At 60.0% G+C, this 21,983-nt stretch carries 26 protein-coding genes; 18 read left to right on the top strand and 8 right to left on the bottom strand.

Annotated elements, in window-relative coordinates:
• Positions 1-108: 108 nt before the first annotated feature.
• The 4 genes from PCAL_RS04765 to PCAL_RS04750 are packed head-to-tail and all read right to left on the bottom strand — an operon-like array spanning position 109 to position 4,071.
• The gene (locus PCAL_RS04765) at positions 109-1,320 is read right to left on the bottom strand and encodes a 3-phosphoshikimate 1-carboxyvinyltransferase (protein WP_011849580.1); all 1,212 of its coding nucleotides are present in this window, start codon (positions 1,318-1,320) and stop codon (positions 109-111) included.
• Positions 1,308-2,333 carry a 3-dehydroquinate synthase gene (gene aroB, locus PCAL_RS04760; protein ID WP_011849579.1) on the bottom strand — a complete coding sequence of 342 codons (1,026 nt, stop codon included), beginning with the start codon at positions 2,331-2,333 and terminating at the stop codon, positions 1,308-1,310. Before aroB ends, PCAL_RS04765 begins: the two co-directional genes overlap by 13 nt.
• Positions 2,330-3,274 carry a transketolase family protein gene (locus PCAL_RS04755; RefSeq protein WP_011849578.1) on the bottom strand — a complete coding sequence of 315 codons (945 nt, stop codon included), beginning with the start codon at positions 3,272-3,274 and terminating at the stop codon, positions 2,330-2,332. The genes aroB and PCAL_RS04755 overlap by 4 nt, the downstream gene beginning before the upstream one ends.
• Complete coding sequence (locus tag PCAL_RS04750; protein ID WP_011849577.1) at positions 3,268-4,071, bottom strand: transketolase; 804 nt, start codon at positions 4,069-4,071, stop codon at positions 3,268-3,270. The genes PCAL_RS04755 and PCAL_RS04750 overlap by 7 nt, the downstream gene beginning before the upstream one ends.
• 90 nt (positions 4,072-4,161) lie before the next feature.
• On the opposite strand from PCAL_RS04750, the gene PCAL_RS04745 reads away from it, so the two are divergent.
• From PCAL_RS04745 to PCAL_RS04710, 8 genes are all read left to right on the top strand, one after another.
• Positions 4,162-5,109 (top strand): tyrosine--tRNA ligase, encoded by a 948-nt coding sequence (locus tag PCAL_RS04745; RefSeq protein WP_193322918.1) that lies wholly within the window; start codon positions 4,162-4,164, stop codon positions 5,107-5,109.
• 61 nt (positions 5,110-5,170) lie between these two features.
• The gene (gene aroF, locus PCAL_RS04740) at positions 5,171-6,160 is read left to right on the top strand and encodes a 3-deoxy-7-phosphoheptulonate synthase (RefSeq protein ID WP_011849575.1); all 990 of its coding nucleotides are present in this window, start codon (positions 5,171-5,173) and stop codon (positions 6,158-6,160) included.
• 7 nt (positions 6,161-6,167) lie between these two features.
• Positions 6,168-6,929: a prephenate dehydrogenase gene (locus tag PCAL_RS04735; protein WP_011849574.1), complete on the top strand. Its 762-nt coding sequence runs from the start codon at positions 6,168-6,170 to the stop codon at positions 6,927-6,929.
• A 12-nt stretch (positions 6,930-6,941) separates the two neighbouring features.
• On the top strand, positions 6,942-7,757 hold the full coding sequence (locus PCAL_RS04730) for an FAD binding domain-containing protein (RefSeq protein ID WP_011849573.1): 816 nt from the start codon (positions 6,942-6,944) through the stop codon (positions 7,755-7,757).
• Entirely contained in the window at positions 7,754-8,194 is a 441-nt protein-coding gene (locus tag PCAL_RS04725; RefSeq protein ID WP_011849572.1) for a (2Fe-2S)-binding protein, read from the top strand. The genes PCAL_RS04730 and PCAL_RS04725 overlap by 4 nt, the downstream gene beginning before the upstream one ends.
• Complete coding sequence (gene cutA / locus PCAL_RS04720) at positions 8,191-10,374, top strand: glyceraldehyde dehydrogenase subunit alpha (RefSeq protein ID WP_011849571.1); 2,184 nt, start codon at positions 8,191-8,193, stop codon at positions 10,372-10,374. Before PCAL_RS04725 ends, cutA begins: the two co-directional genes overlap by 4 nt.
• Positions 10,356-10,919: a nucleotidyltransferase family protein gene (locus tag PCAL_RS04715; RefSeq protein WP_011849570.1), complete on the top strand. Its 564-nt coding sequence runs from the start codon at positions 10,356-10,358 to the stop codon at positions 10,917-10,919. The genes cutA and PCAL_RS04715 overlap by 19 nt, the downstream gene beginning before the upstream one ends.
• A 343-nt stretch (positions 10,920-11,262) precedes the next feature.
• A complete protein-coding gene (locus PCAL_RS04710) occupies positions 11,263-12,201 on the top strand; it encodes an NAD-dependent epimerase/dehydratase family protein (protein ID WP_011849569.1) in 939 nt (312 codons plus the stop codon).
• A 79-nt stretch (positions 12,202-12,280) separates the two neighbouring features.
• On the opposite strand, the gene PCAL_RS04705 is transcribed toward PCAL_RS04710, so the two are convergent.
• Positions 12,281-12,694, bottom strand: a complete 414-nt coding sequence (locus PCAL_RS04705) for an NUDIX hydrolase (protein ID WP_011849568.1) — start codon at positions 12,692-12,694, stop codon at positions 12,281-12,283.
• 102 nt (positions 12,695-12,796) lie between these two features.
• Here PCAL_RS04705 and PCAL_RS04700 point away from each other — a divergent pair, with 102 nt between their 5' ends.
• Positions 12,797-13,909 carry a PhoH family protein gene (locus tag PCAL_RS04700; RefSeq protein WP_011849567.1) on the top strand — a complete coding sequence of 371 codons (1,113 nt, stop codon included), beginning with the start codon at positions 12,797-12,799 and terminating at the stop codon, positions 13,907-13,909.
• 41 nt (positions 13,910-13,950) lie between these two features.
• Positions 13,951-14,946 (top strand): alcohol dehydrogenase catalytic domain-containing protein, encoded by a 996-nt coding sequence (locus PCAL_RS04695; protein ID WP_011849566.1) that lies wholly within the window; start codon positions 13,951-13,953, stop codon positions 14,944-14,946.
• On the opposite strand, the gene PCAL_RS04690 is transcribed toward PCAL_RS04695, so the two are convergent.
• Positions 14,943-15,665, bottom strand: coding sequence for a pyrroline-5-carboxylate reductase family protein (locus PCAL_RS04690; protein ID WP_011849565.1), 723 nt, complete (start codon positions 15,663-15,665; stop codon positions 14,943-14,945). The genes PCAL_RS04695 and PCAL_RS04690 overlap by 4 nt on opposite strands.
• Before the next feature lie 52 nt (positions 15,666-15,717).
• Here PCAL_RS04690 and aroE point away from each other — a divergent pair, with 52 nt between their 5' ends.
• The 3 genes from aroE to PCAL_RS04675 are packed head-to-tail and all read left to right on the top strand — an operon-like array spanning position 15,718 to position 17,837.
• Positions 15,718-16,506, top strand: a complete 789-nt coding sequence (gene aroE, locus PCAL_RS04685; protein ID WP_011849564.1) for a shikimate dehydrogenase — start codon at positions 15,718-15,720, stop codon at positions 16,504-16,506.
• The gene (aroC, locus tag PCAL_RS04680; protein WP_011849563.1) at positions 16,503-17,609 is read left to right on the top strand and encodes a chorismate synthase; all 1,107 of its coding nucleotides are present in this window, start codon (positions 16,503-16,505) and stop codon (positions 17,607-17,609) included. Before aroE ends, aroC begins: the two co-directional genes overlap by 4 nt.
• Before the next feature lie 48 nt (positions 17,610-17,657).
• Positions 17,658-17,837, top strand: coding sequence for a chromatin protein Cren7 (locus PCAL_RS04675; RefSeq protein ID WP_193322917.1), 180 nt, complete (start codon positions 17,658-17,660; stop codon positions 17,835-17,837).
• 136 nt (positions 17,838-17,973) lie between these two features.
• Here PCAL_RS04675 and PCAL_RS04670 read toward each other — a convergent pair whose 3' ends face one another.
• A complete protein-coding gene (locus tag PCAL_RS04670) occupies positions 17,974-18,369 on the bottom strand; it encodes a hypothetical protein (RefSeq protein ID WP_011849561.1) in 396 nt (131 codons plus the stop codon).
• Positions 18,370-18,414: 45 nt separating this feature from the next.
• On the opposite strand from PCAL_RS04670, the gene PCAL_RS04665 reads away from it, so the two are divergent.
• Both PCAL_RS04665 and PCAL_RS04660 read left to right on the top strand, forming a co-directional pair.
• Positions 18,415-18,840, top strand: coding sequence for a CBS domain-containing protein (locus PCAL_RS04665; RefSeq protein ID WP_011849560.1), 426 nt, complete (start codon positions 18,415-18,417; stop codon positions 18,838-18,840).
• Between the two features lie 27 nt (positions 18,841-18,867).
• The gene (locus PCAL_RS04660; RefSeq protein WP_011849559.1) at positions 18,868-19,830 is read left to right on the top strand and encodes an NAD(P)/FAD-dependent oxidoreductase; all 963 of its coding nucleotides are present in this window, start codon (positions 18,868-18,870) and stop codon (positions 19,828-19,830) included.
• Positions 19,831-19,901: 71 nt separating this feature from the next.
• Here PCAL_RS04660 and PCAL_RS04655 read toward each other — a convergent pair whose 3' ends face one another.
• On the bottom strand, positions 19,902-20,045 hold the full coding sequence (locus PCAL_RS04655; RefSeq protein ID WP_193322916.1) for a hypothetical protein: 144 nt from the start codon (positions 20,043-20,045) through the stop codon (positions 19,902-19,904).
• Positions 20,046-20,115: 70 nt separating this feature from the next.
• On the opposite strand from PCAL_RS04655, the gene PCAL_RS04650 reads away from it, so the two are divergent.
• The 3 genes from PCAL_RS04650 (at position 20,116) to PCAL_RS04640 (ending at position 21,892) form a co-directional block, all read left to right on the top strand.
• Complete coding sequence (locus PCAL_RS04650; protein ID WP_011849558.1) at positions 20,116-20,991, top strand: hypothetical protein; 876 nt, start codon at positions 20,116-20,118, stop codon at positions 20,989-20,991.
• A 64-nt stretch (positions 20,992-21,055) separates the two neighbouring features.
• Entirely contained in the window at positions 21,056-21,271 is a 216-nt protein-coding gene (locus PCAL_RS04645) for a hypothetical protein (protein ID WP_193322914.1), read from the top strand.
• A 36-nt stretch (positions 21,272-21,307) separates the two neighbouring features.
• Positions 21,308-21,892 carry a translin family protein gene (locus PCAL_RS04640; protein ID WP_193322913.1) on the top strand — a complete coding sequence of 195 codons (585 nt, stop codon included), beginning with the start codon at positions 21,308-21,310 and terminating at the stop codon, positions 21,890-21,892.
• Positions 21,893-21,983 lie beyond the last annotated feature (91 nt).

The following is a 21,983-nucleotide window of genomic DNA, read 5'->3' as shown; positions in this document are numbered from 1 at the left end:
GCCAGCCCCGTCTAAGGAGGGCTATCTTTAGAGAGGGTAGCAGAGACTATGAGAGCCGTATAGGGGGCAGAGGTGGGGGTTGTCCCAAGGCGGTTGGCGCGTTTTGGCCTATTTTTCTGGAAGGACTATAAAGTAGAGAGGTGCCGTTGGCCACGACTTGGATATCGGCGACACGTCGTCTAGACACCCGCCGACTGCTTTACTGGCGGCGAGGGCCATTAGCCCTATGCGGTGGTCGCCGTGGGAGAGGAATTGTACATTTCTCCTCCTGGGCGGGCCCCGTATGTGCAATGCGCCGTCTTTGTACGTAGCCTCTACGCCAAGCCTCTGCAGTACGTCGAGTACAGACGCCACGCGGTCGCTCTCCTTATAGCGCAAGTGCTCTACGCCTCTAATCACTGTCCAGTCTTCTACAAAGGCGGCTACGAGGGCCACCGGCATGACTAAGTCTGGGTTTGAGCCCAGGTCCACGTCTACTCCGCGGCTGGGGGTGCCCCAAGCCGTGGCTCTTCTGCCGTCGTACGCCACATGGGCGCCCATGGCGGCGAAGATGTCTAGCACCTGCTTATCCACGTCGCTGGCCTGGCCCTCCACTTCCACTCTGCCTCCGGTTATTAGGCCCGCGGCGATTAGGAAGGCGGCTAGGCTGTAGTCCCCAGGCACGGCGACTTCCCCGGGGCCCCTCAGCCCGCCCTCCACCTCTATCACATCGCCGACCTCCACCCTGGCCCCAAACTGCTTGAGCACAGAGGCGGTGGCCTCGACGAAGCTCCACGACTTTCTGCCGCCCACCGGCCTTACGACGCCGCCCTCCCCAGCCGCCGCCAGGAACATGAGCCCGGAGATAAACTGGGAAGAAATGTCGGCCCGCATCTCTACCTCAAAGCGGCTCAGCCTCTTCCCTCTGATGAAGACGGCGCCGGGCGCCTTCGCCACGTCTGTGAGCGATCTGAGCGCTTGTATAAGTTCGTCTATGGGCCTCCCTCTGAGCGTCCCTCCGTAGTACACCGCGGTGAGGCCTGGGACCCCCGCGTACACCGCCACGGCTGTGCGCAAGGTGAAGCCGCTCTCCATCACGTTAAACGCCCTGTAGACGTCGGGCTCCCGCCTCTCAACATGTACGTCGCCGCCGTAGATGCTAATGCGGGCGAGGGGCTGTATTGCGCGTAACATGGCCACGACGTCGTCGCTTAGCTCCACGCCTTTGACAACGGTCTCCCCCTCGGCGAGGGCCCCCGCAAGGAGGAGCCGCTGGGAGATGGGCTTAGAGGGCGGCGCCTTGAAGGTCCCGGAAAAGACGCCGGGCTCTACGCAGAGCATTTTACAAAGTCCACGGCGCGCTCCACCTCTCCCACGTGGACTTTCTCCAGAACCCACTTGCCCAGTCTAACCACCACGGGCATTAGCACGTACTCGCCGCGCCTCTTCTTGTCGAATTTGACCAGAGACTTGGCCTTCTCCAGCTCCTCTGCGCTGGCCCTTATGCAGGTGGGGAGGCCGATGCGCGTTAGCAAGGTGGCCACTTCCTCGGAGGTGCCGCGAGTCAGGTACCCCAGCTCCTCGGCCATCTTAAGCTCGGCCACGATGCCCACGGATACGGCCTCGCCGTGTAGCAAGCCGAAGACTCGCTCAACGGCGTGTCCCACGGTGTGTCCCACGTTTAACACCTGCCTAATCCCCCTCTCCTCAAACTCGTCCACCTCCACGATGCTGGCCTTTATCTTGAGCGAGCGGTACACCACCTCCTCCACGGCCCTCTCCCCCCGCCTGAGGACCTCGTCCACGTTTTCCGCCAGCCACTGGTAGAAGTCGGCGTCTAGCGCCACTCCGTACTTCACCACCTCGGCCAAGGCGGAGCGGTAGACGCGGTCTGGGAGCGACTGTAGCCACTCCAAGTCGCAGAGGATGGCCCTGGGCTGGTAGAAGACGCCCACTAGGTTTTTGACGGGGCCCACGTCCACGGCCCCCTTACCCCCCAGCGCCGCGTCGACCATGGCCAGCAGCGTGGTGGGCACTAGGACGAGGCCGATGCCCCTCATGTAGGTCCCCGCGGCGAAGGTGGCCAAGTCGAGCAAGGCGCCTCCCCCCACAGCCACCAGCGTAGAAGATCTGTCGGCTCCCTGCTCTGCGAGGAATTGGTAGACTCTGAGGAGGGAGTCGAATGACTTGACCTCCTCCCCGCCCCTCAGTCTCAGGGAGGGGCCCTCCAGGGGGCTTGGGAGGCCTTCCTCGATTAGCACAAGTGGCGAGGGGGCATACGTAGCGTAGTCTAGCCTCTTGCCCACCGCCACCTCGGTCACGCCGCGGGAGTGCCGGTAGTAGAAGCGCCTCATCGCAGTTTCACCAGCTCCTCTGCCCTGGCGGCTATGTTCTCAGGCGTGAGGCCGAAGTACGTGTAGAGCTCCATTGGGCTTTTGGCAGTTCTGCCGTACGACTTGAGGCCCATTATCGCCATTTTCACGGGCCTCGTCTGAACGAGGTACTCTGCCACAGCCGAGCCGAAGCCGCCGTGCACCATGTGCTCCTCCACGGTTAAAACGGCGCCGGTGGCCTGGGCGTACTTCTCCACTGTGGCGTAGTCGAGCGGCTTCACTGTGGGGAAGTGTACCACTGCGGCGGAGATCCCCCTGTCGCGCAGTATCTGCGCCGCCTCCACGGCGAAGGGCAACACTACGCCTGTGGTGAAAATGGCCACGTCGCCCCCCTCAACGGCCACATACGCCTTGCCCACTTCAAATCTTCCGTATAGCTCACAAGTCGTGGGGATGTGGAAGTCACGCCCAACTCTTATGTAGACCGGCCCCTTAACAGCCGCCGACGCCAGCACCGCCCTATACACCTCGCACGAGTCGGCCGGGGCCAGTACTGTGAAGTTGGGCAAAACTCTGAACAGCGCTATGTCCTCCAACGCCTGGTGCGAAGGTCCGTCGTAGGCGTCGGCGAAGCCTGCGTGAGTCCCCACGAGCCTCACTGGGAGGGCCATCCTGTCCACTGAGTTACGCGCTTGCTCCCACGCCCTTGTTAAAAACGAGGCGAAGGTGAGGGCGTAGGGCATAAAGCCGGCGAGGGCGAGCCCAGCCGCTATGCCCACCATGGCCTGCTCGGCTATCCCCACGTTGAAGAAGCGCCCGGGGTGTCTCTCGGCGAAGAACTTGGCCCTAGTAGTCTCGCCCGTGTCCGCCACGATGACCACTACGTCCTCTCTCAAGTCTCCGAGGTCCGCAAGCGCCCTGCCCAAGGCCTCGCGTGGGGTTAAGCTCTGTATGTCTAACATGGCCCATTTGCGTAGCTCAGCGCCTCGTCGCGGGGGAGCCTCTGCTTTGCGGTGTCCTCAATAGACGGCACGCCTCTCCCTCTTACGGTCTTCGCCAAGATGACCACAGGCCTGTCGCTCTTCTCCGCCTTCTCAAAAGCCTCAACAACTTCTCTCACGTCGTGGCCGTCCACCTGCAGTACCTCAAAGCCCAGCGACTTGAACCGCCCAGCCAAGTCTCCCTTCTTCAACACCTCGTGGCTGTGGCCGTCCAACTGTACGTCGTTTAAATCTACTATTGTGACAAGGTTGTTTAACCCGTAGTGGGCCGCCACGGCGAAGGACTCCCAGCTCTGCCCCTCGTCGAGCTCGCCGTCCCCCGTCACTAGGTACACTCTGCCCTCCTCCCCCCTTAGGCGGAGGCCCAGCGCCAGGCCCACGGCGAGGCTTATGCCTTGGCCGAGAGAGCCTGAGTTAGGCACGTCCACGTAGGGGGTGTCGACCTCTGGGTGGTTTTGGAGGCGGCTTCCAAGGCTGCCGGTCTCTCTCAGCTCGTCGATGGTCAAGTGCCCCATTGCTGCAGCAATGGCGTAGATGGCGTGTACGGCGTGTCCCTTTGAGAGAACGAGGTAGTTCCTATTCTTGACGCCGTTTGCCACGTTGAATTTGACGCGGCCTGTGCCGTACAGCGCCGCCAATATCTCTAGCACGGAGAGCGAGGAGCCGAGGTGCATGCCGGGGTCGTAGGCCGCCATGAGCAATATGTACCTACGCGCCTTGCACGTCAGCGGCGCCAATTCTGAAACCCCTCTTTCCACCCCGACAGCGCGTACCCCTCCGATTCCATGGGCCAGGAAATGCCCACCTATTTAAAATTAACACATTTAAGGAGTTGCGTCTCTCTTTGCATGGAGCACTTACTTAAAAACGTGGAAGAGGTGGTGACCAAGGAGGAGTTCCTGCGGCTGGGGGGCGGCAGGGCGTACCTGGGGTTTGAGCCGCTGTGGCCTATACACGTTGGGTGGTTGGTGTGGGCCTATAAGCTCAGGGAGTTGCAAGAGGCCGGCTTCGACGTGGTGGTGCTCGTCGCCACTTGGCACGCGTGGATAAACGACAAGGGGAGCTTGGAGGAGCTTAGGCGGCACGGCGACGAGGTGAGGCAGTTTCTGGGGAAGGTGGCCCAGTTCAAGTACGTCTATGGCGAGGAGTTGGCAAAGGACCCAGCCTACTGGGAGCTAGCGGTGAGGGTGGCCAAGGGGGCCTCGCTTGCGCGCGTGAGGAGGGCCACGCCTGTGATGGGGAGGCGGGCGGAGGAGGTGGAGTTGGACTTCGCAAAGCTCCTCTACCCCGTGCTCCAGGTGGCGGACATCTTCTACCTAGGCGTCGACGTGGCCGTGGGCGGGGTGGACCAACGTAGGGCGCACATGTTGGCCAGAGACGTGGCTGAGAAGCTTGGCTTTAAAAAGCCCGTCGCCCTCCACACCCCCATAATAACTTCGCTCTCGGGCGTGGGGCGGATGGAGGGATCCCACCGGGAGATCGACGAGGTCTACGCCATGTACAAAATGTCTAAGTCTAAGCCGCAGAGCGCCATATTTGTCACAGACCCGCCTGAGGAGGTGGAGAAGAAGGTCTGGGCCGCCTACTGCCCTCCCAGGGAGGTGCGCTTCAACCCGGTGTACGAGCTGGCAGCGTATCTGCTGATCCCGTACCACGGGCCGCTGGAGGTGGGCGGCAGGAGGTACGAGGACCCCCAAGCCCTTGCCAACGACTACAAAAACGGCGACGTATCGCCACAAGCCTTAAAAGACGCCGTCGCCAAGGCGCTTATCGACATGTTGGCCAAGCTCAAGTGACGCCCTTGTCTCCATCTGCGGCGTGGAGCAAACAATTTTATAGAAGGTTTATCTGCCGTATATGCTTTATATAGTCGATGGGCCTGAGAGGGGGAAGGCCTTGAGGGAGGAGCTGGAGTCGAGGGGGGTACCGGCTTGGTATATAGAGCTCTGGGGGCACTACATAGTTGCCACGCCGCCGGGGGCGAGGACCGAGGTCAAGACCCCCGTCAAGGCCGTCGTGGAGCTTAAGACCGACTACCAGCTAGTGTCGCGGGAGTGGAAGAGGGATCCAACGCCCGTGTTTATAGGGGATAGAGAAGTGCGGGAGGGCAAGGTCTTCATTATTGCGGGGCCTTGCTCAGTCGAGGGAGAGGAGCAGATTATCTCTACGGCGCTGGCCGTCAAAGAGGCTGGGGCACATGCGCTGAGGGGAGGGGCCTTCAAGCCGCGGACGAGCCCCTACGCCTTCCAAGGCCTGGGGGAGGCGGGGCTTAAGCTCTTGGCTAAGGCTAGGGAGGCCACTGGGCTCCCGGTGACCACCGAGCTGATGGACCCAGAGGACCTCCCGCTGGTGGCCAAGTACGCCGACGCGATACAAGTGGGGGCCAGGAATATGCAGAATTTTACGTTGTTAAAGAAGCTGGGGAGGGCGGGGAAGCCCATACTGCTCAAGAGGGGGTTTGGCAACACTGTGGAGGAGTGGCTACTGGCGGGGGAGTACGTGGCTCTCCACGGGAATGGGGGCGTGGTGTTCGTGGAGAGGGGGATTAGGACGTTTGACCGCACTCTGCGTTTTACCCTGGACGTGGGGGCCATCGCCTACGTAAAACAACACACTCACTTGCCTGTGATAGGCGACCCGAGCCACCCCGCCGGCGACCGGCGCTACGTCATTCCGCTCGCCTTGGCCATACTGGCGGCGGGGGCAGACGGCCTAATCGTCGAGGTGCACCCAGACCCAGACAAGGCGTGGAGCGACGCCAAACAACAACTCACCTTTGACCAGTTTAGGGAGCTTATGGCTAAGGCGAGGGAGCTGGCCCGGGCTCTTGGGAAAGAGTTCCCGTAGCGTAGCCGTGAGAGTGGGCATTGTGGGAGGCGGCGCCATGGGGCAGTGGCTTAGGCGCGAGATAGGCAAGGCGCACGACGTGTTGATATACGACGTGGACAAGTCGAAGAGCGACGTGGAAAGCCTCGCGGCGCTTGTAGAGTGGTCTGATGTGGTGCTGGTGGCGGTGCCCTTTTGGGACACCGCGAAGGTCCTAGACGCCATTGCGCCCACGGCCTCTGGGCGGCTTGTGATGGACATAGCGACCTTTAAGGAGGGGCTGGCAGAGGTGTACAGACGGTTTCCCCCCGACGCAGAGGTGGCCACGGTCCACCCCCTGTTTGGGCCGGGCGCCTCCGGCATAAGAGGGCAGAGGGTGTTGGTGATGGAGGTGCCGGGGAGGAGCGGGGCTCAGCGCGCCTTTGAGTTCTGGCGGAGCCTTGGCGCAGAAGTGGAGTGGGGCGACTTGTCTAAACACGACTACTATGTCTCAAGGACGATCGCGTTGAGCTACGCGGTGGGGCTTGCACTCGCAAGACTGTACTCCGAGGCAGGCGAAGAGATCGTCAAATATGGAGGCACGTCCTTCAAATACCTCGCCACCTACGCCTTCTCGCTTCTCAGAGACAAAAACGCGCAACGGTACGCGGAGAGGGCCCCGCTGGACGAGTTCATGAAAGCTCTGCAGGAGGGCGGCGACCTTGGTAGATCGTTGATTGACCCAGACGTGGCCTACGAGAGGTTTTACAAGGCGCTGGAGTGTATAGGCGATATCTTTAAAAGGGAGTAGGGACATCGCGGTGTGTATCCTCCGGAGTTTGAATACGTAAAAGTGTATACAGTTGGCGAAGCGGTTCGCCGCCTCTCCGCCGAAGGCGCAGTGGCGCTGGCAGGGGGCCAGTCGCTGATCCCCCTCCTCAAGCTCAGGCTCATCTCTCCGACCCTTGTGGTAGACCTCGGCGGAATAAGAGAGCTGCGCTACGTCCAATACGGCGACGTGGTAAAGATAGGCGCGCTTACTAGGCACTACGAGCTGGAGAACTCCCCCTGCCCGTTGCTTAGAGAAACTGCAAGGAGGATAGGCGACCAACAGATTAGGTCGCTTGGCACCGTCGGGGGCTCTCTGGCCCACGCGGACCCCCTCGGCGATTGGCCTGTGGCAATGCTAGCGGCCGGGGCGTCGCTGGTCGCCGAGGGGCCCTCTGGGCGTAGAGAGGTGGAAGTGGACGACTTCTTCAGGGGGCCCTACTCCACGGCGCTGGAGCGGGGGGAAGTTTTGACGGAGGTGAGGCTCAAATGTCCGCCGCGTGTGGCCTTCGTAAAGTTCTCCAGAAGGCACAACGACTTCGCCCTAGTGGCGGTGGCCGTAGCGGCGGAGGTGGAGGAGGGACATGTGAAGTGGGTTAGAATCGCCGCGTCCGGCGTCGCCGACAAGCCCATTAGGCTTAAGAAGGCCGAGGCCGCCGCCCTGGGCTCCCGCCTGTCTAAAGACGCCGTCGTGGAAATAGCTGAGGTAGCTGCGAAGGAGGTGGAGCCGCCAAGCGACTTCAGGGCCTCCTCTGAGTATAGGCGGGCGCTTGTGAAAGTGGGAGTGAAGAGGGCCTTGGAGAGGCTATGAAGATCACGCTTAAGGTGAACGGAAACATACACGAGGTAGAAGTAGAGCCCAGGAGGCTGTTGGTACACGTACTTAGGGAGCTGGGCTACACCTCTGTTAAAGTAGGTTGCGACACGGCGACGTGTGGCGCGTGTACAGTGTTGATGAACGGCAGGCCTGTCAAAAGCTGTAACGTGTTGGCCGTCCAAGCAGACGGCGCTGAGATCATCACGGCTGAGTACAGCGACGAGCTCATGGAGAAGATAAGGGAGGCGTTTAAGAGGAACCACGCGGCTCAGTGCGGCTACTGCACCTCGGGCATGCTCATATCTGCCTACCACTTGGCCAAGTCCGGCGCCAAGAGCGAGGAGGAGGTTGTGGAGGGGATAAGCGGAAATCTGTGCAGGTGCACGGGATATCAAAACATCATAAACGCCATAAAGGAGGTGTTGGTATGAGGTACATCGGCAAGCCCATCCTCCGTGTCGAGGACGACGTCATTTTGAGAGGGCGCGCGCAGTATGTAGACGACATAGAACCCCCAGGCGTGTTATACGCTGGGTTCGTCAGATCTCCGTATGCCCATGCCAGAGTTGTAAAAGTGGATTTGTCGGACGTTAGGGGGGCCAAAGGCGTCGTGGCAGTGTTTGGCCCAGAGCTCGGCTTTGCCCCCGGCGGGAAAGTCCGCTACCAGGGAGAGGCCGTGGCAATGGTAGTGGCCAGAGACAGATATCTGCTCTACGACGCGTTGGAGAAGGCAGTGGTGGAATACGAGCCGCTTCCCGCCGTGTTGGACATATTTGAGGCAATGAAGCCCGGGGCCCCGCTGGTGGACGAGTCGCTTGGCTCCAACATTGCAAGCGACGAGGTATACCAAGGTGGCGACGTGGAGGGCGCGTTTAGAGAGGCGGCGCGGGTCCTCGAGGGGAGGCTGTCCACTCAGCGCGTTATACCAGCGGCTATGGAGCCGCGTGGCGTCGTGGCCATGTACGACGGAGCGACGCTGACTATGTGGAGCTCTACGCAGGTGCCCTTCGACATTAAGAAAGAGGTGGCTAAGGCGCTTGACCTGCCCCTCTCCTCTGTGAGAGTCATTCAGCCGTACGTGGGCGGCGCCTTTGGCTCAAAGCTCCTCGTCTACCCGGAGGAGGTGGCGGTGGCAAAGGCGGCCTATATGCTCAAGAGGACGGTTAAGTGGGTCGCGACGAGGAGCGAGGACTTCAAGGCCACGACCCACGGGAGGGCCCTCGTCCTAGACTACAAAGTCGCCGTTGACAACGGCGGCAGAATTTTGGCAATCGAGGGAACCGTGTACGCAGACGCCGGGGCCTACTACTGGGGCGAGGGGCTGGCGGACACGGCGGCGAAGATGTTGCCGGGGCCGTACGAGATTAGAGCGGCGAGGGTGAGGGCGGTCTCTGTGTTGACCAATAAGACCCCCCTAAGCGCGTACCGCGGCGCAGGGCGCCCCGAGGCGACGTTCTTCATCGAGAGGATAGTGGATGCAGTGGCCGACGAGCTGGGCCTAGACCGCATAGAGGTAAGGAGAAGGAACTTGGTCAAGCGTCTCCCGTACACGAACCCGCTCGGCGTCACGTACGACACGGGGGACTACCCTGCCGTGTTCGAGAGAGCGCTTGAAAAACTCGGCTACTACCAGCTCAAGAGGTGGGCGGAGGAGGAGTGGAAGAAGAATGGGAGGCTCATAGGCGTAGGGCTTTCGGCATATGTAGAAATAACTACGTTTGGCTACGAGGCCGTGGTCATGCGGGCCGAGCGCGACGGGAGTATAACAGTGTACACCGCACTCACTCCCACAGGCCAAGGGCTTGTGACCGCCCTCGCGCAAGTGGTGGCAGACGAGCTAGAAATACCGATAGAGAAGGTGAGGGTGTACTGGGGCGACACCGCCTACGTCCCCGACGGAATTGGGACCATGGGATCTCGTTCAATAACGGCGGGGGGCTCCGCGGCCATCCTCGCCGCGAGGAAGCTTAAGGCCGAGTTGTCGAAGGCGGCGGCGCAGTTGTTGAACTGCGAGCCCGTGTACAGAGGCGGCGTCTTCCACTGCGGAGACAGAAGCGCAACGATACAAGACGTGGTTAAAGCAGTGCTGAGGGGCGACGCCGAGGCGCAGCTGACAGTTGAGGCCATATACCACGCCGAGTCCAACTTCCCCTTCGGCGTACACTTAGCCGTCGTAGAAGTGGACCCAGAGACGGGGTTTGTCAAACCGCTTTTGTACAAGTCGTACGACGACGTGGGGCAAGTGGTCAACCCCCTGCTGGCCGCTGGTCAAATACACGGCGGCGCGCTCCAGGGCATTGCACAAGCCTTGTACGAGGAGGCAATATACGACGAGGGGGGCAACCTCCTCACCCCCAACCTCGCCTACTACTACGTGCCCACGGCCCACGAGGCGCCGAGGTTCGAGGTCTATTTCGCAGAGGAGCCTCACCCCTCGGCGACGCCCATTGGGAGCAAGGGCATAGGCGAGGCCGCTACCATTGCTTCAACGCCTGCGGTCATAAGCGCGGTGGAAGACGCCATTAGGAAGATAAACCCCAGGGCCAGAATTGTTAAGACGCCGGCGGACCCCGAGTACGTGTACAAGCTAATGTGGTCTGCACGGGGGTAGTCCTAGCGGCGGGGGCCTCCACGAGGTTCGGCGGGCTGAAGCTTGTGGCAGAGTACAGGGGGAAGCCGCTTGTGAGATGGGCCGTTGAGTCTGCCAAAGAGGCGCTTGGGGAAGTGTACGTAGTCTTGGGCTACGTCGCCGACGAGGTGCGCAGGGCGGCGGGGCTGGTGGACGGCTTTATCTACAACCCGTGGTGGCGCCTTGGGCTTTCCACAAGTGTAAAGGCGGCGGTCTCCGCGTTGATAGACAGGAGGTGCCTCGTGTTCATGCTGGGGGACATGCCCGAGGTGTCTCCACGCACAGTTGTCGCAGTGGCGTCGGCGTGTGAAAGAGGCATCGTGTTCCCCGTGTACAAGGGGGCGAGGGGTAACCCCGCGGCGTGTTGCAGAGACGCATACCCCCTGGCCTTGGAGCTGTTGTCAGGCGACGTGGGGCTTAGGGCGCTTGTGGAACACGCCGAGGTTAAATATGTGGAGGTGGACGACCCCGGCGTATTATTCGACGTAGATACGCCTAGCGGGGGGCGAATATATCCTCGGCAGTGATAACGTGTCCTCCTCTGGGCTCCTCCTGGCGGCCACAAGGTACACCCCCTCTCTCCCGCCGAGCTTTTCTTAGTCTCTCGGACTATCTCAAGAGCCTCGCCTTCGTCCACGCCTCCCCACTTGACTTCTATGGCCACCACTCTGTCGCCGCTTAGAGAGCTCCTCAAGGATGTGCAACTCCTCAGACCTATCTACAAACACACAAGACTAAATCTGCAAGATTCAAATCTTGCAGATTGCAATCTTCAAAACTTAAGAGCGTTGCTAGGAGGTGAGCCAAGTTTTGTGGACAATTCGGCTCTTGCCCTAGGTTAGTTTTAAAAAGCGGGTAGCTCTCTGCCACATGAGAATTGTTGTAACAGGCGGCGCTGGGTTCATTGGTAGCCACCTCGTGGACAAGCTCGTGGAGCTTGGGTACGAGGTCGTCGTCGTGGACAACCTCTCGAGCGGCAGACGCGAGTTTGTCAACCCCAGCGCAGAGCTCCACGTCAGAGACCTCAAGGACTACTCCTGGGGCGCGGGGATCAAAGGCGACGTAGTTTTCCACTTCGCCGCAAACCCCGAAGTCCGCCTATCCACCACAGAGCCCATCGTTCACTTCAACGAGAACGTGGTAGCCACTTTCAACGTGTTAGAGTGGGCGAGGCAGACGGGGGTGAGGACTGTGGTATTTGCCTCATCCTCCACCGTGTACGGCGACGCCGACGTCATTCCAACGCCGGAGGAAGAGCCGTACAAGCCGATATCGGTCTACGGCGCGGCAAAGGCGGCGGGCGAGGTCATGTGCGCCACCTACGCCAGGCTATTCGGCGTCCGGTGCCTCGCGGTTAGGTACGCGAATGTGGTAGGGCCCCGGCTTAGGCACGGCGTAATATACGACTTTATAATGAAGCTCAGGAGAAACCCCAACGTCCTCGAGGTGCTGGGAGACGGGACGCAGAGAAAGAGCTACCTCTACGTCAGAGACGCCGTAGAGGCCACGTTGGCCGCGTGGAAGAAGTTCGAGGAGATGGATGCCCCCTTCCTAGCCCTCAACGTGGGCAACGTAGACGCGGTGAGGGTGTTAGACATTGCGCAGATAGTGGCAGAGGTCTTGGGGCTAAGGCCCGAGATTAGGCTAGTCCCCTCTACCCCAGACGGGAGGGGGTGGCCCGGAGACGTGAAGTACATGACACTCGCAGTGACAAAGCTCATGAAGCTGACGGGGTGGAGGCCCACTATGACAAGCGCCGAGGCCGTTAAAAAGACGGCGGAGGACCTGGCAAAAGAGCTATGGGGCTAGACACGCTCATCACCGCATTGATATTCACAGCCGTGGTGACATACACCATAGTAAAACACCGCGGGAAGTGCGGCAAGGCTTAGCCCCTCCCGCCAGACTCAGCCAGAAGCCTCAGCACCTCCCTAGCGGTCTTAGTTAAGTCCAGCTCAAACGCCCTTTCTAACTCCACCCATGCGGCGTCTTCGGCGTCGTCCGAGGCCCTTGGCGCCCCGTCGCCCTCCACCAAGTACACGAGAATGACAAAGTGGTATTTCACCTTGTCCCCCTCCCGCTCTATGTACTCCACTGGGGCCAAGAACTTTTTTACAACGCCCTCTATGCCCGTCTCCTCCCTCAGCTCCCTAAGCACAGCCTCCTCAAGTCTCTCTCCCAACTCCACGTGGCCCCCTGGGAGAGACCACTTGCCCGCCGACGGTGGGTACTTACGCTTGATGAGAAGGACCTTCCCATCTTTGACCACGGCCGCGGCCACGGCTACTGCTGGCCTCTCCATGAGCGTCACCGAGCCGGTCAATTTAAAACTTTGACTAAGCCGCCGCTTGCGCGCTGTGGCGTTGAGTTGTTAACGTTTTTAAACTTGTGCCCTCGGTCGGTCATGCTTGACAAGCTTAAGCCGATGACTGTGGGGCAGGAGCGTGCTGTAAATGTGCTAAGGGACCCTGAGAACGAGCTTGTGGGTCTCTTTGGGCCCACTGGGACTGGCAAGTCGCTTTTGAGCATTGCCTACGGCATTTGGGCTGTGGAGAATGGGAAGGCTAAGCGGTTTATCATCGCGCGTCCAATCGTGGACGTGTCGACGGGGGAGACTCTGACGCCGGAGCGTCTCGGAGACATGTACTACAGAATAGCCTCGGCGTACTTGGGGGACATCCTGGGCCCCTACGCAGACAGCGCCTATGTGGAGAAGCTCATAAAGGAGGAGAAGGTGGTTGTCACAGACGTGTCGTACCTGCGCGGCAGGACCTTCGACGACAGCGTAATCTTCCTCGACGACGCGCAAAACGTGCAGCCGGAGAGCGCCGCGGAGATCTTGATAAGGCTTGGGAGAGGCAGCCGCCTCATTGTGGCCGGCGACCCCATTTTCCAAAAGCCCGTGGGCGTCGAGAGAGATGGGGCAACTCTTCTCAGAGAGGCGTTGCTGGGGGAGGAGAAGGCCGAGGTGGTGGACCTCGGCGTGAAGGACATCGTGAGGCCCGGCGCGAGGCGGGGGATTAGGCTTGCGCTCGAGCTGAGGATGCGCAAGAGGACGCTTTCAGACGCCGAGCGTTACATATACGAGACTGCGCGCATCTTTGCGCCAGATGCCGACATAATAACCGCCGTGGAGTTTCGCGCAGATAAAGACGCGCTGGGGATAAAGAGTGAAAATGTGCCAGACGCCCTCCTAGTCGTCAAAGAGGGGCAACTGGGCAGAGTGGTGGGCAAGGGCGGAGAGCGGATTAAGACCATTGAGGGGGAGGCGGGGGCGCGGCTGAGGGTGTTGGAAATGACCCTGGACTTTAAACAGTGGATTAGGGCGCTCCATCCCATCGGCTGGATTCAGAAGCACATCGTCGATGCAGACTTCGCAGGCCCCGAGCTGCTCGTGCAAGTAAAGAGGAGCGAGTTCGGCGCCTTTATAGGGCAGAGGGGCGCCTACATAAGGCTAATAGACAGAGTGATGAGGAGGCTTTTGGGCATCGGCGTAAGGGCAGTTGAGGCGGAGTAAGGGGGAGAGAACAGTTATAACTTGGGATTCGCACCGCCTATATGAAGGCCTTTGTCTTACGGGCCTTCGGCGAACAGCCTTCTCTTGAGGAAGTGGAAAAGCCGCGGGCGACGCGCGGCCGCGTGGTGGTGAGAGTTGTGGCCGCCGGCGTGTGTTATAGGGACTACCTGGCTTATAAGGGGTTTCAGCGGGTCAAACTGCCAATAGTGCCCGGGCACGAGTTCGCGGGAGTAGTGGAAGAGGTGGGCGAGGGCGTAGAGGGCTTAAAGGTGGGCGACGCGGTGGCTGGCATGATGTACGAGTTCTGCGGAGAGTGCGAGCACTGCAGATCTGGCAGAGAGTATCTGTGTAGGAATAGGAAAGTCCTGGGGGAGGAGATCCCCGGAGTCTTCGCCGAGTATGTGTCAGTGGATTACAAGGCCCTTGTAAAAATACCGCCAGGCGTTTCCTTCGAGGCCGCGTCTTACGCGGCTTGCGTCCTCTCCACCTTGGTTAGAGCGGCCAGAGTGGCAGAGGTGGGGCCTGGTAAGGTGGTAGTTGTGACCGGCGCAGGGGGCGGCGTGGGGATACACGCGGTGCAAGTGGCCAAGGCCTATGGGGCAAAGGTGGTGGCTGTGACTAGCCCCGCCAAGGCCGAGGCAGTGTCTAAATTCGCAGACCACGTGGTTACCACGGCTACGTTCTCCGAAGAGGTAAAGAAGCTCGGGGGCGCGGATGCGGCCATTGAAAACGTCGGAGGGCCCACGCTGGAGCAGACGGTTAGGTCGCTGAACTGGGGCGGCAAAGTGGCCCTCGTGGGGAACGTGGACCCCAAGCCGGCATCTCTGCCCCTAGGCCTCTTGATCTTGAAACAGGTGGAAATTCTGCCAGTTCTCCAGGGGAGCAAACGAGACCTCGAGGCGGCGCTCCAGATGTTGGCCTCCGGCGCAGTCAAGCCTGTGTATACACTGTACCACTTCTCCGAGTTGCCCAAGTTGCTTGAGGAGACGCCCAAGGCCTCCCACATAGGCAGGCGGGTGGTCAAAATAGGCGGCTAGGAGGTCTGTTGGCGTAATTTTAACACGCGCTCGTACGCCTTCTCAAAGGCGCTTGCTATAGCCGCCTCCGCCGGGGCTAGCTCGAGGAGGGCCTTTATCGTCGTGCCGCCGGGCGTGGCCACGTACTGGGCCACTTTCTCAAGGCCGAACTTGTCGTCTAGGTATGGGAGAGCGGTCATTAGAGAGAGGGTGATCTCCCTAGCCACGTCCCAAGGTATTCCAATGTTGACAGAGGCGCGGACCAACGCCATGGCCAACTCGGCAACTATGGCGGGCCCGCTCCCCAGGAGGATGGTCAACGGGTCTATAAGCCTCTCCTCGACCCAAATCGTCGGGGCAATTCTAGAGAGAAGCTCTTCCACAGCCTTGTCGTAGGGGCCGGCCACCGCTATGGTGGTTAGGCCAATGTTCGTCATCGCGCGGTAGGGCCTAGCCGACAGTCTGCGAAGCGCCTCAGAGGTTGCGCCAGCCACGAAGGAGATGAGCGGCTTCTCCGTGTAGAAGTCCAGCTCGGGCAAATTAGCCGGCTTCACCGCGAGTATTAACACGTCGCTCAGCTCCACGACCACTTTGTTGTCTCGGTACACCTCGAGGCCGAGGGCGGACAGGCGCTGATACGACCTCTCGCTCTTCACCGATGCCACAACTCTAACCCCGTTGCCCGAGAGTCTGATGGCTATTTGGCTACCGAGCTTACCAGCGCCTATTACCCCAACCACTTGGGGGACGCATGGAGGCTACCACTTATCTTTTTAAATAGTTTTCTTCTCTGTGTACTTCGCCGTAATTGGGAAGGGAATTAGGGGAAAGTCGGCCAGCCCAGCCATGCACACGGCCTCTTTCAAGGCGCTCGGCATCGACGCCGTGTACGTGGCGCTGGACGTGCCAAGGGAAGAGCTCGGCTGCTTTGCCCAACTCGCCCGCCTAAACTTCCGCGGGTTCAACGTCACAATACCACACAAGGAGGAGATAGTGAAGTACTTAGACGCCTTGGCGGCGGAGGCGAGGGCCGTAGGAGCCGTAAACACAGTGCTCGTGGAGAGGAACCTCTTGGTGGGCTACAACACAGACGCCCTAGCTGTATATAACCTCGCCGGGGACTATATAAAGGGAGCCGACGTGTTAATAATAGGCGCAGGCGGCGCGGCTAGGGCAGCCGCCTTCGCCGCAGTCAAGGCCGAGGCGCGGAGGATCTATATAATGAACAGGACGGCGGAGAGGGCTGAGGCTCTGGCCAAGGAGTTTGGGGAAAAATTCAGTCGCGAAGTGACAGCAGTTAGATGGGGCGAGGCTCCGCCTGCCGACGTGGTAATAAACGCGACCCCCATACACGACCAAATACTCGCCGACTTGAGCAAGGCCGCCCTCTACGTGGAGTTCGTCTACACCCCAACCCCCCGCACTAGGATGGTCCAAGAGGCGGAGAAGAGGGGGGTCAAGGTGGTGGACGGAGTAAGCCTCTTAGTGGAGCAGGGCGCCCTCGCCGAGAGGATATGGCTGGGGGTAGAGCCCGACAGAGAGGTCATGAGGAGGGCCGTGGCGCAGTTCCTCGGGCTATGAACACCTTCGGCCGGGAGTTCCGGATAACCACCTTCGGCGAAAGCCACGGCAAAGCAGTAGGCGTAGTAGTCGACGGAGTCCCCGCCGGCCTGCCCTTGTCCGAGGAAGACGTGAAGCGGGAGCTTGAGAGGCGCATGTTTTGCCACATCCCTGTCCTAAACCCGAGGTGTGAGCCAGAGGAGTTTGAAATACTCTCGGGAGTCAAAGAGGGGCGCACCCAGGGGACTCCCATAGCCATAGTCATTTGGAACAGGAAGGTCATCTCCAGCTACTACGAGGAGCTTTGGCTCAAGCCCAGGCCAGGCCACGCGGACTTGGCATACTACCTCAAATACGGCATCAACTACGACCACAGAGGCGGGGGGAGGGCCTCTGGGCGCACCACGGCGGCCATAGTGGCCGCGGGGGCGGTGGCAAAGGCCGTGCTTAGACACGTGGGGGTCGAGGTGCTGGGCCACGTGGTGGAGCTCGGCGGTGTGGAGATATCGGCCACGTACACCGTGGACGACGTGAGGAAGAGCTGGGAGAAGCCCCTCCCCGTGGTAGACGACGCGGCCCTGGAGAAGATGGTCGAGAAGATCAGGGAGGCTGTGCTGAGGGGAGACAGCATAGGAGGCGGGGTAGAGGTGTGGGCCTTGGGAGTTCCGCCGGGGCTCGGCGAGCCCCACTTCGGCAAAATAAAGGCCGACTTGGCCAAGGCCGCATTCTCCATACCCGGCGTAGTGGCGTTTGAGTGGGGCGCCGGGAGGGCCTTGGCCAAGATGTTTGGCTCAGAGGCCAACGACCCCATCACCGTCGTCAACGGGAGACCGGCGCTGGCCACCAACAGAGCCGGGGGCCTTCTGGGCGGCATAACTGTGGGCGCTCCGCTGTACTTCAGGGCGTGGTTTAAGCCGACCCCCTCCGTGCGCAAGCCGCAGCAGACCGTCGACTTGGGCAAAATGGAGCCCACCACGCTGGAGTTCAAAGGCAGATACGACGTCACCATTGTGCCAAAGGCCCTAGTGGCGCTGGAGGCCATAACCGCCGTGGTGCTGGCAGACCACGTCCTGAGAGCCGGCATAATACGCAGAGACAGGCCGATAAGCGGCTCGCTGGTCTAAACCGCAAAACCATCAGAAAAACATATATCCACAGACGTGGACCAAGACGTGGCAGAGGAAATACTCAACAAAGAATACGAGGTGGTCTACGAGGGGAAGCGATTCTTGCTCAAGCCAGCCAAGGCCTGGGTTCTACAACCCCCCGGAAAACCCGGCGTCATAGTAGCCCTATTCAAGCTCCCCAACGGAAAGACCGTAAGAAAAGTAATCGCAAGACTACCGCCATAGACGCCCCCCCCCCCCCCAGCCCTATCTTGTCTACGCTCACACAACATTCGCTAGACTACACCTGCAAGAGCCCCATCTGCCGTAGGACTGGGCCACGCCCCTCCCCCGCCTCACTCAGCGTCGTGTTTTCGCGCGGTTATGTGGCTTGGGACGCCTTGGCGGTCTCTGTCAGCGCGTTTATCAGCATTCTCACCGTTATGTGGGACCTCTCTATCGACTTCTCCAAGGCGGCCACCACCTCGAGCTCGAGAGGCGTCTTAGCGGCCTCCCTCAGTTTCTTAACCTCGGCCAAGTGCTCCTCGTAATGCGTACACATGACCTCGAGCGCCTTGATTACCTCGTCGAGAGGCCTCTTCTCCGCGGCCTCGAGCGCCATCTCGGGGAGCGACAGGGCGTCAAGCAACTTAACGCGGAGGTACGTCTCCCGAATTAGCCCGTCTATAAACTCCCTCAGGTACTCCGATTCGACAGATGCCTTGAGCTTCATCAACTCCGCCAAGTGAGTCAACTCGTGGCTCCTGACCTTGTCCATGGCACATATACGCGTTCAATATATTTTTACTCCCCGTATTTCATTATGATTGGCCAATTTGCAAAAAAGGAGGTGGTAAAGGCGACGCCCTCCACTTCAATACGAGACGTGGCAAAGCTAATGGCGGAAAACAACGTAGGCCTAGTGGTCCTAGTAGACCCAAGGGACCCCCAGAGGGTCGTCGGCGTGGTTTCTGAGCGCGACGTAGTTAGAGCAGTGGCCTACGGCATAGACTTAGACCAGCCCTGCGACATAATTGCCACCAAGAGAGTTATAACCCTTGAGTACGACAGGAGTTTGGCAGAGGCGGCAGAGGCGTTTCGTAAACACGGCATACGCCACATAGTGGTGACGCAAGGCGGGAAACTCTACGGCGTACTCTCCATACGCGACCTAATCCGAGAGGACGCGGCGCTGAGAGAGGCTGTTGCCTTCCAAGAATGGACCTTCGAGCCTGGGATGTCCGCATAGCTTATATTAGCAAATCCCCTCCCCGACGTGAAGCCACGAGTCACAGTCATAGGTCTCGGCCCCGCAGGCTCGGCCTTTCTAAGAGCATATAAAGACGCCTCCGGCGTAGACATCTCTAGGCGGTACTTTAAGGCGTGCGGCGAGGCGGTGCCAGTGGAGACCCCCCTAGTAGATCCCCGCTTCGTGGTAGACAAGGTCAAAGTCTTCAGATTCTACCACTGGACTAGCCAAGTGGGAGAAGTGGCCTACGCAAAGCCCAGGTGGTACATTGTTGACAAGGAGAGGTGGGTGGAGGCACTACGCCCAAGGGAGGTGCAGGCAGAGAAAGGCGACGTGGTAGTGAAGGCCGGCGGCCCCTACCAAAGCCGCGGCGTCAAAATAACCGTTGTGAGAGCCTACGTGGCGGGGGCCAAGGCAGACGAGGAGACCGTCCACTTCATCTTCCCACGCGAGGCTACGGGGTTCTACTGGGTATTCCCCCACGGAGGAGTGTTAAACGTGGGTGGGGGGTTCCTAGGCGTAGAGAACCCAGTCCCCCTTGTGAGGCAGTTCGTGGAGAAGTGGCTAGGCGGAGGCCGGATACTAGACGTGCGAGGCGCCCCCCTCACAGTTAAGCCAGACATTGTGCTGAACGACGGCGAGGGGTTTAGAATCGGCGAAGCGGCGGGGCTCGTCTACCCCCTAACCGGCGAGGGGATTAGGCCGGGGATACTCTCAGCCCTGGCCCTGGCCGAGGCTCTCTCCACAAAGAAGCCGCTGGAGGAGTACAAAAGGCGAGTAAAGAAGATTGTAAGACAGGTGGAGTTCCAAAGGAGCCTCCTCTCTCTAGCCGAGCGGCTCATTCGGAGCGGCGAGGGTCTGCTAGAGCTGGCCGAGGACGGAGTACTGCGAGACTACATAGAGGAGAATCTGTCGGCGAAGACGCTGTTTGTGGCGCTCGCCAAGCGGCCCCGCCTCGCCGTGAAGTTCATCGCCGCGTTGATAAAATAGTCAGCGGCCTATGTCCTCTGCATAGTACAGACCCGGGTTTCTCATCACTGTCAACACTAAATCTGGTGTATTTAAGACGCGTCGGCGAGCTTTACCGCTAGCCGGGGCGCGAGGAAGTATAGCCTCGGTATCAATAGCTGTGGGGGGAGCCTTACGTCGATGCCAAGTTCCATAAGCTCTCTTGCCCAGCGCCCGAGTCTTTCAACCGCCTTCATAAGGCGCCGAGGTGTACCGTTTAAAAATTTTTGCGTAGCGACGTGAAAGGTTATATATACGCCAGTGGACATGTGCGTGGTTGTCCTTGCGTTGCTGGCCGTTGCCTTGGCCGCGTTGCTGGGGACGCTCCCCCTCTACGTCAGACCCTATGTAGAAAAGCCGCAGATGGACACAGCGATCTACGCCACTGCGGAGACCCCGGGCGCTACTTTGTACAACCTAGCCGTGTTTTTCACACTCCTAGTGGTGGCAACTGCGGCTATATACCTACTCCTCACCCGCAGGAGGTTGCTAAGCCTCTTCCTCTACTTCGTCTGGTTCACACTGGCGTTGGGCGTCGTGCAGTTCTACGCCTGGCTCTACTACAGCTACGGGATCCTGCCCCCGGGGCCCGCCACGTGGGCCATATTGCTCTCCCCCGCAGTCGGCGTGTTGGTGGTCTTTCTCTTGAGCAGAAGGAGGGGCGACCTCTTCCTGGGCTTCCTCGGCGCGCTCGCCGGCTCAATGTTCGTCTGGATTCTGCCAAGCGTCACAGTGCTGGCGTTGCTAGTGGCGTTGCCGGTGTACGACTACCTCATGGTAAGCCGTGGCCTCCTCGGCAAATTGATAAAAAAGGCGAAGGAGGAGGCCGCCAGCGGTAGCGGGGCGGCTCCTCCCAAGGGCCGCGACACGCCGCTCTTCGGCTTCGTGGTGAGGCTGAAAGCCTTTTCGCTGGGAGTTGGCGACTTTGTAGTCTACTCAATGGCCCTGAGCTTCGTAGCGGCGAGATTAGCGGCGTTTGGAGGCGCCGTGGCCCTGGCCGCGGTGGCCCTAGGCGTCGCGACGATATACGCAGGCCTCCGCCTCACCGTCGAGGTATTCCTAAAAAGGTGGGGCTACGGCCCGGCGTTGCCCCTCCCCATACTCCTCCTCTCCCCCCTAATCGCCGCCGCGTGGCTCGTATAAGCACCTCTATTTGCGTCAACGAAACGCCAATTACGCGCAGTTAAAGACGGCGCAAACTACTGCCGTGATGACAAAGGAATGGCGGAGGGCAACGGGCGGGAAGTACGACGGCAAACAAGTGTGGGTCACCGGCGAAGCGGTCCGCGCAGTCACGGAGACCATAAACACACTGTACCGCGAAATAGGCGTGGAGAGGAAAGTAGAAGTGAAGTACGACAAAAACGGCACACCCTACATCACTCTCACCAATATAGACTTGGGGCTATTGGGCGTAGCATAGCCTGTAGTGCATAAGCCGCCGCGTGTCTTTATAAACATGCTCTCACTGGCCGTTGTGATTGACATCAGAAACCTCTACGACGACCTAAGGGCCTACGAGCGGGCAAAAGATGAAGTAGTCCAAACCTCTATCAAGGTCTCCCGCCTCTCGAAGGCCGTGGTGTACTCAGCCATTAGGAAGGACTTCGCCGCGGCTGAGAGGGCGCTCAAGGAGATGAACGACGTGGTGGCCCACTTGAGGAAGTTGATTGAGCAGTGGCCCATGTTCTATGGAAGCGCCACCACGGGTCTGCAGGAGTATGTAGAGGCCACGGCCCTCTACAGCTTGTTGAAGGAGGGGCGTCTCCCGACTAAGGAGGAGCTGGGGGTAGATGTCTACACGTACCTCATGGGGATAGCCGACGTGGCAGGCGAGCTGGGGCGCACGGCAACGGAGGAGCTACTCCAGAAGAATGTAGAAGCGGCGAGCAGGATTAAAGAGGCGGTTGAGAAGCTCTACCTAGACCTCTTGGCCCTTGAGCCGAGGGATTACGAGCTTAGGAAGAAGGTGGACTACGTGGGGTCGCAGGCCAACTGGATCTCTGAGAAGCTGTTCTACGCCACTACGTGCCGCCATGAGTAAGCTGAAGTACGTAGAGGCCCTGTTGAGGGACTTGGAGATACCCGTGGACGCCGAGGAGGTTGAGAGAGTCGTGGAGAGGGTCTTGGAGGGG

Origin of the sequence: Pyrobaculum calidifontis JCM 11548 (genome assembly GCF_000015805.1) — an archaeon.
Taxonomy (GTDB): Archaea; Thermoproteota; Thermoprotei; order Thermoproteales; family Thermoproteaceae; genus Pyrobaculum; species Pyrobaculum calidifontis.
The sequence above is the reverse complement of the archived record's forward strand: the minus strand, read 5'-3'. Positions and strand labels throughout refer to the sequence as shown.

Bases quoted from the DNA above. Each gene is read 5' to 3' on its own strand.
- PCAL_RS04765 (WP_011849580.1), bottom strand. From the start codon at position 1,320: ATGCTCTGCGTAGAGCCCGGCGTCTTTTCCGGGACCTTCAAGGCGCCG.
- aroB (WP_011849579.1), bottom strand. From the start codon at position 2,333: ATGAGGCGCTTCTACTACCGGCACTCCCGCGGCGTGACCGAGGTGGCG.
- PCAL_RS04755 (WP_011849578.1), bottom strand. From the start codon at position 3,274: ATGTTAGACATACAGAGCTTAACCCCACGCGAGGCCTTGGGCAGGGCG.
- PCAL_RS04745 (WP_193322918.1), top strand. From the start codon at position 4,162: ATGGAGCACTTACTTAAAAACGTGGAAGAGGTGGTGACCAAGGAGGAG.
- aroF (WP_011849575.1), top strand. From the start codon at position 5,171: ATGCTTTATATAGTCGATGGGCCTGAGAGGGGGAAGGCCTTGAGGGAG.
- PCAL_RS04725 (WP_011849572.1), top strand. From the start codon at position 7,754: ATGAAGATCACGCTTAAGGTGAACGGAAACATACACGAGGTAGAAGTA.
- cutA (WP_011849571.1), top strand. From the start codon at position 8,191: ATGAGGTACATCGGCAAGCCCATCCTCCGTGTCGAGGACGACGTCATT.
- PCAL_RS04710 (WP_011849569.1), top strand. From the start codon at position 11,263: ATGAGAATTGTTGTAACAGGCGGCGCTGGGTTCATTGGTAGCCACCTC.
- PCAL_RS04705 (WP_011849568.1), bottom strand. From the start codon at position 12,694: ATGGAGAGGCCAGCAGTAGCCGTGGCCGCGGCCGTGGTCAAAGATGGG.
- PCAL_RS04700 (WP_011849567.1), top strand. From the start codon at position 12,797: ATGCTTGACAAGCTTAAGCCGATGACTGTGGGGCAGGAGCGTGCTGTA.
- PCAL_RS04695 (WP_011849566.1), top strand. From the start codon at position 13,951: ATGAAGGCCTTTGTCTTACGGGCCTTCGGCGAACAGCCTTCTCTTGAG.
- aroC (WP_011849563.1), top strand. From the start codon at position 16,503: ATGAACACCTTCGGCCGGGAGTTCCGGATAACCACCTTCGGCGAAAGC.
- PCAL_RS04670 (WP_011849561.1), bottom strand. From the start codon at position 18,369: ATGGACAAGGTCAGGAGCCACGAGTTGACTCACTTGGCGGAGTTGATG.
- PCAL_RS04665 (WP_011849560.1), top strand. From the start codon at position 18,415: ATGATTGGCCAATTTGCAAAAAAGGAGGTGGTAAAGGCGACGCCCTCC.
- PCAL_RS04655 (WP_193322916.1), bottom strand. From the start codon at position 20,045: ATGAAGGCGGTTGAAAGACTCGGGCGCTGGGCAAGAGAGCTTATGGAA.
- PCAL_RS04650 (WP_011849558.1), top strand. From the start codon at position 20,116: ATGTGCGTGGTTGTCCTTGCGTTGCTGGCCGTTGCCTTGGCCGCGTTG.
- PCAL_RS04640 (WP_193322913.1), top strand. From the start codon at position 21,308: ATGCTCTCACTGGCCGTTGTGATTGACATCAGAAACCTCTACGACGAC.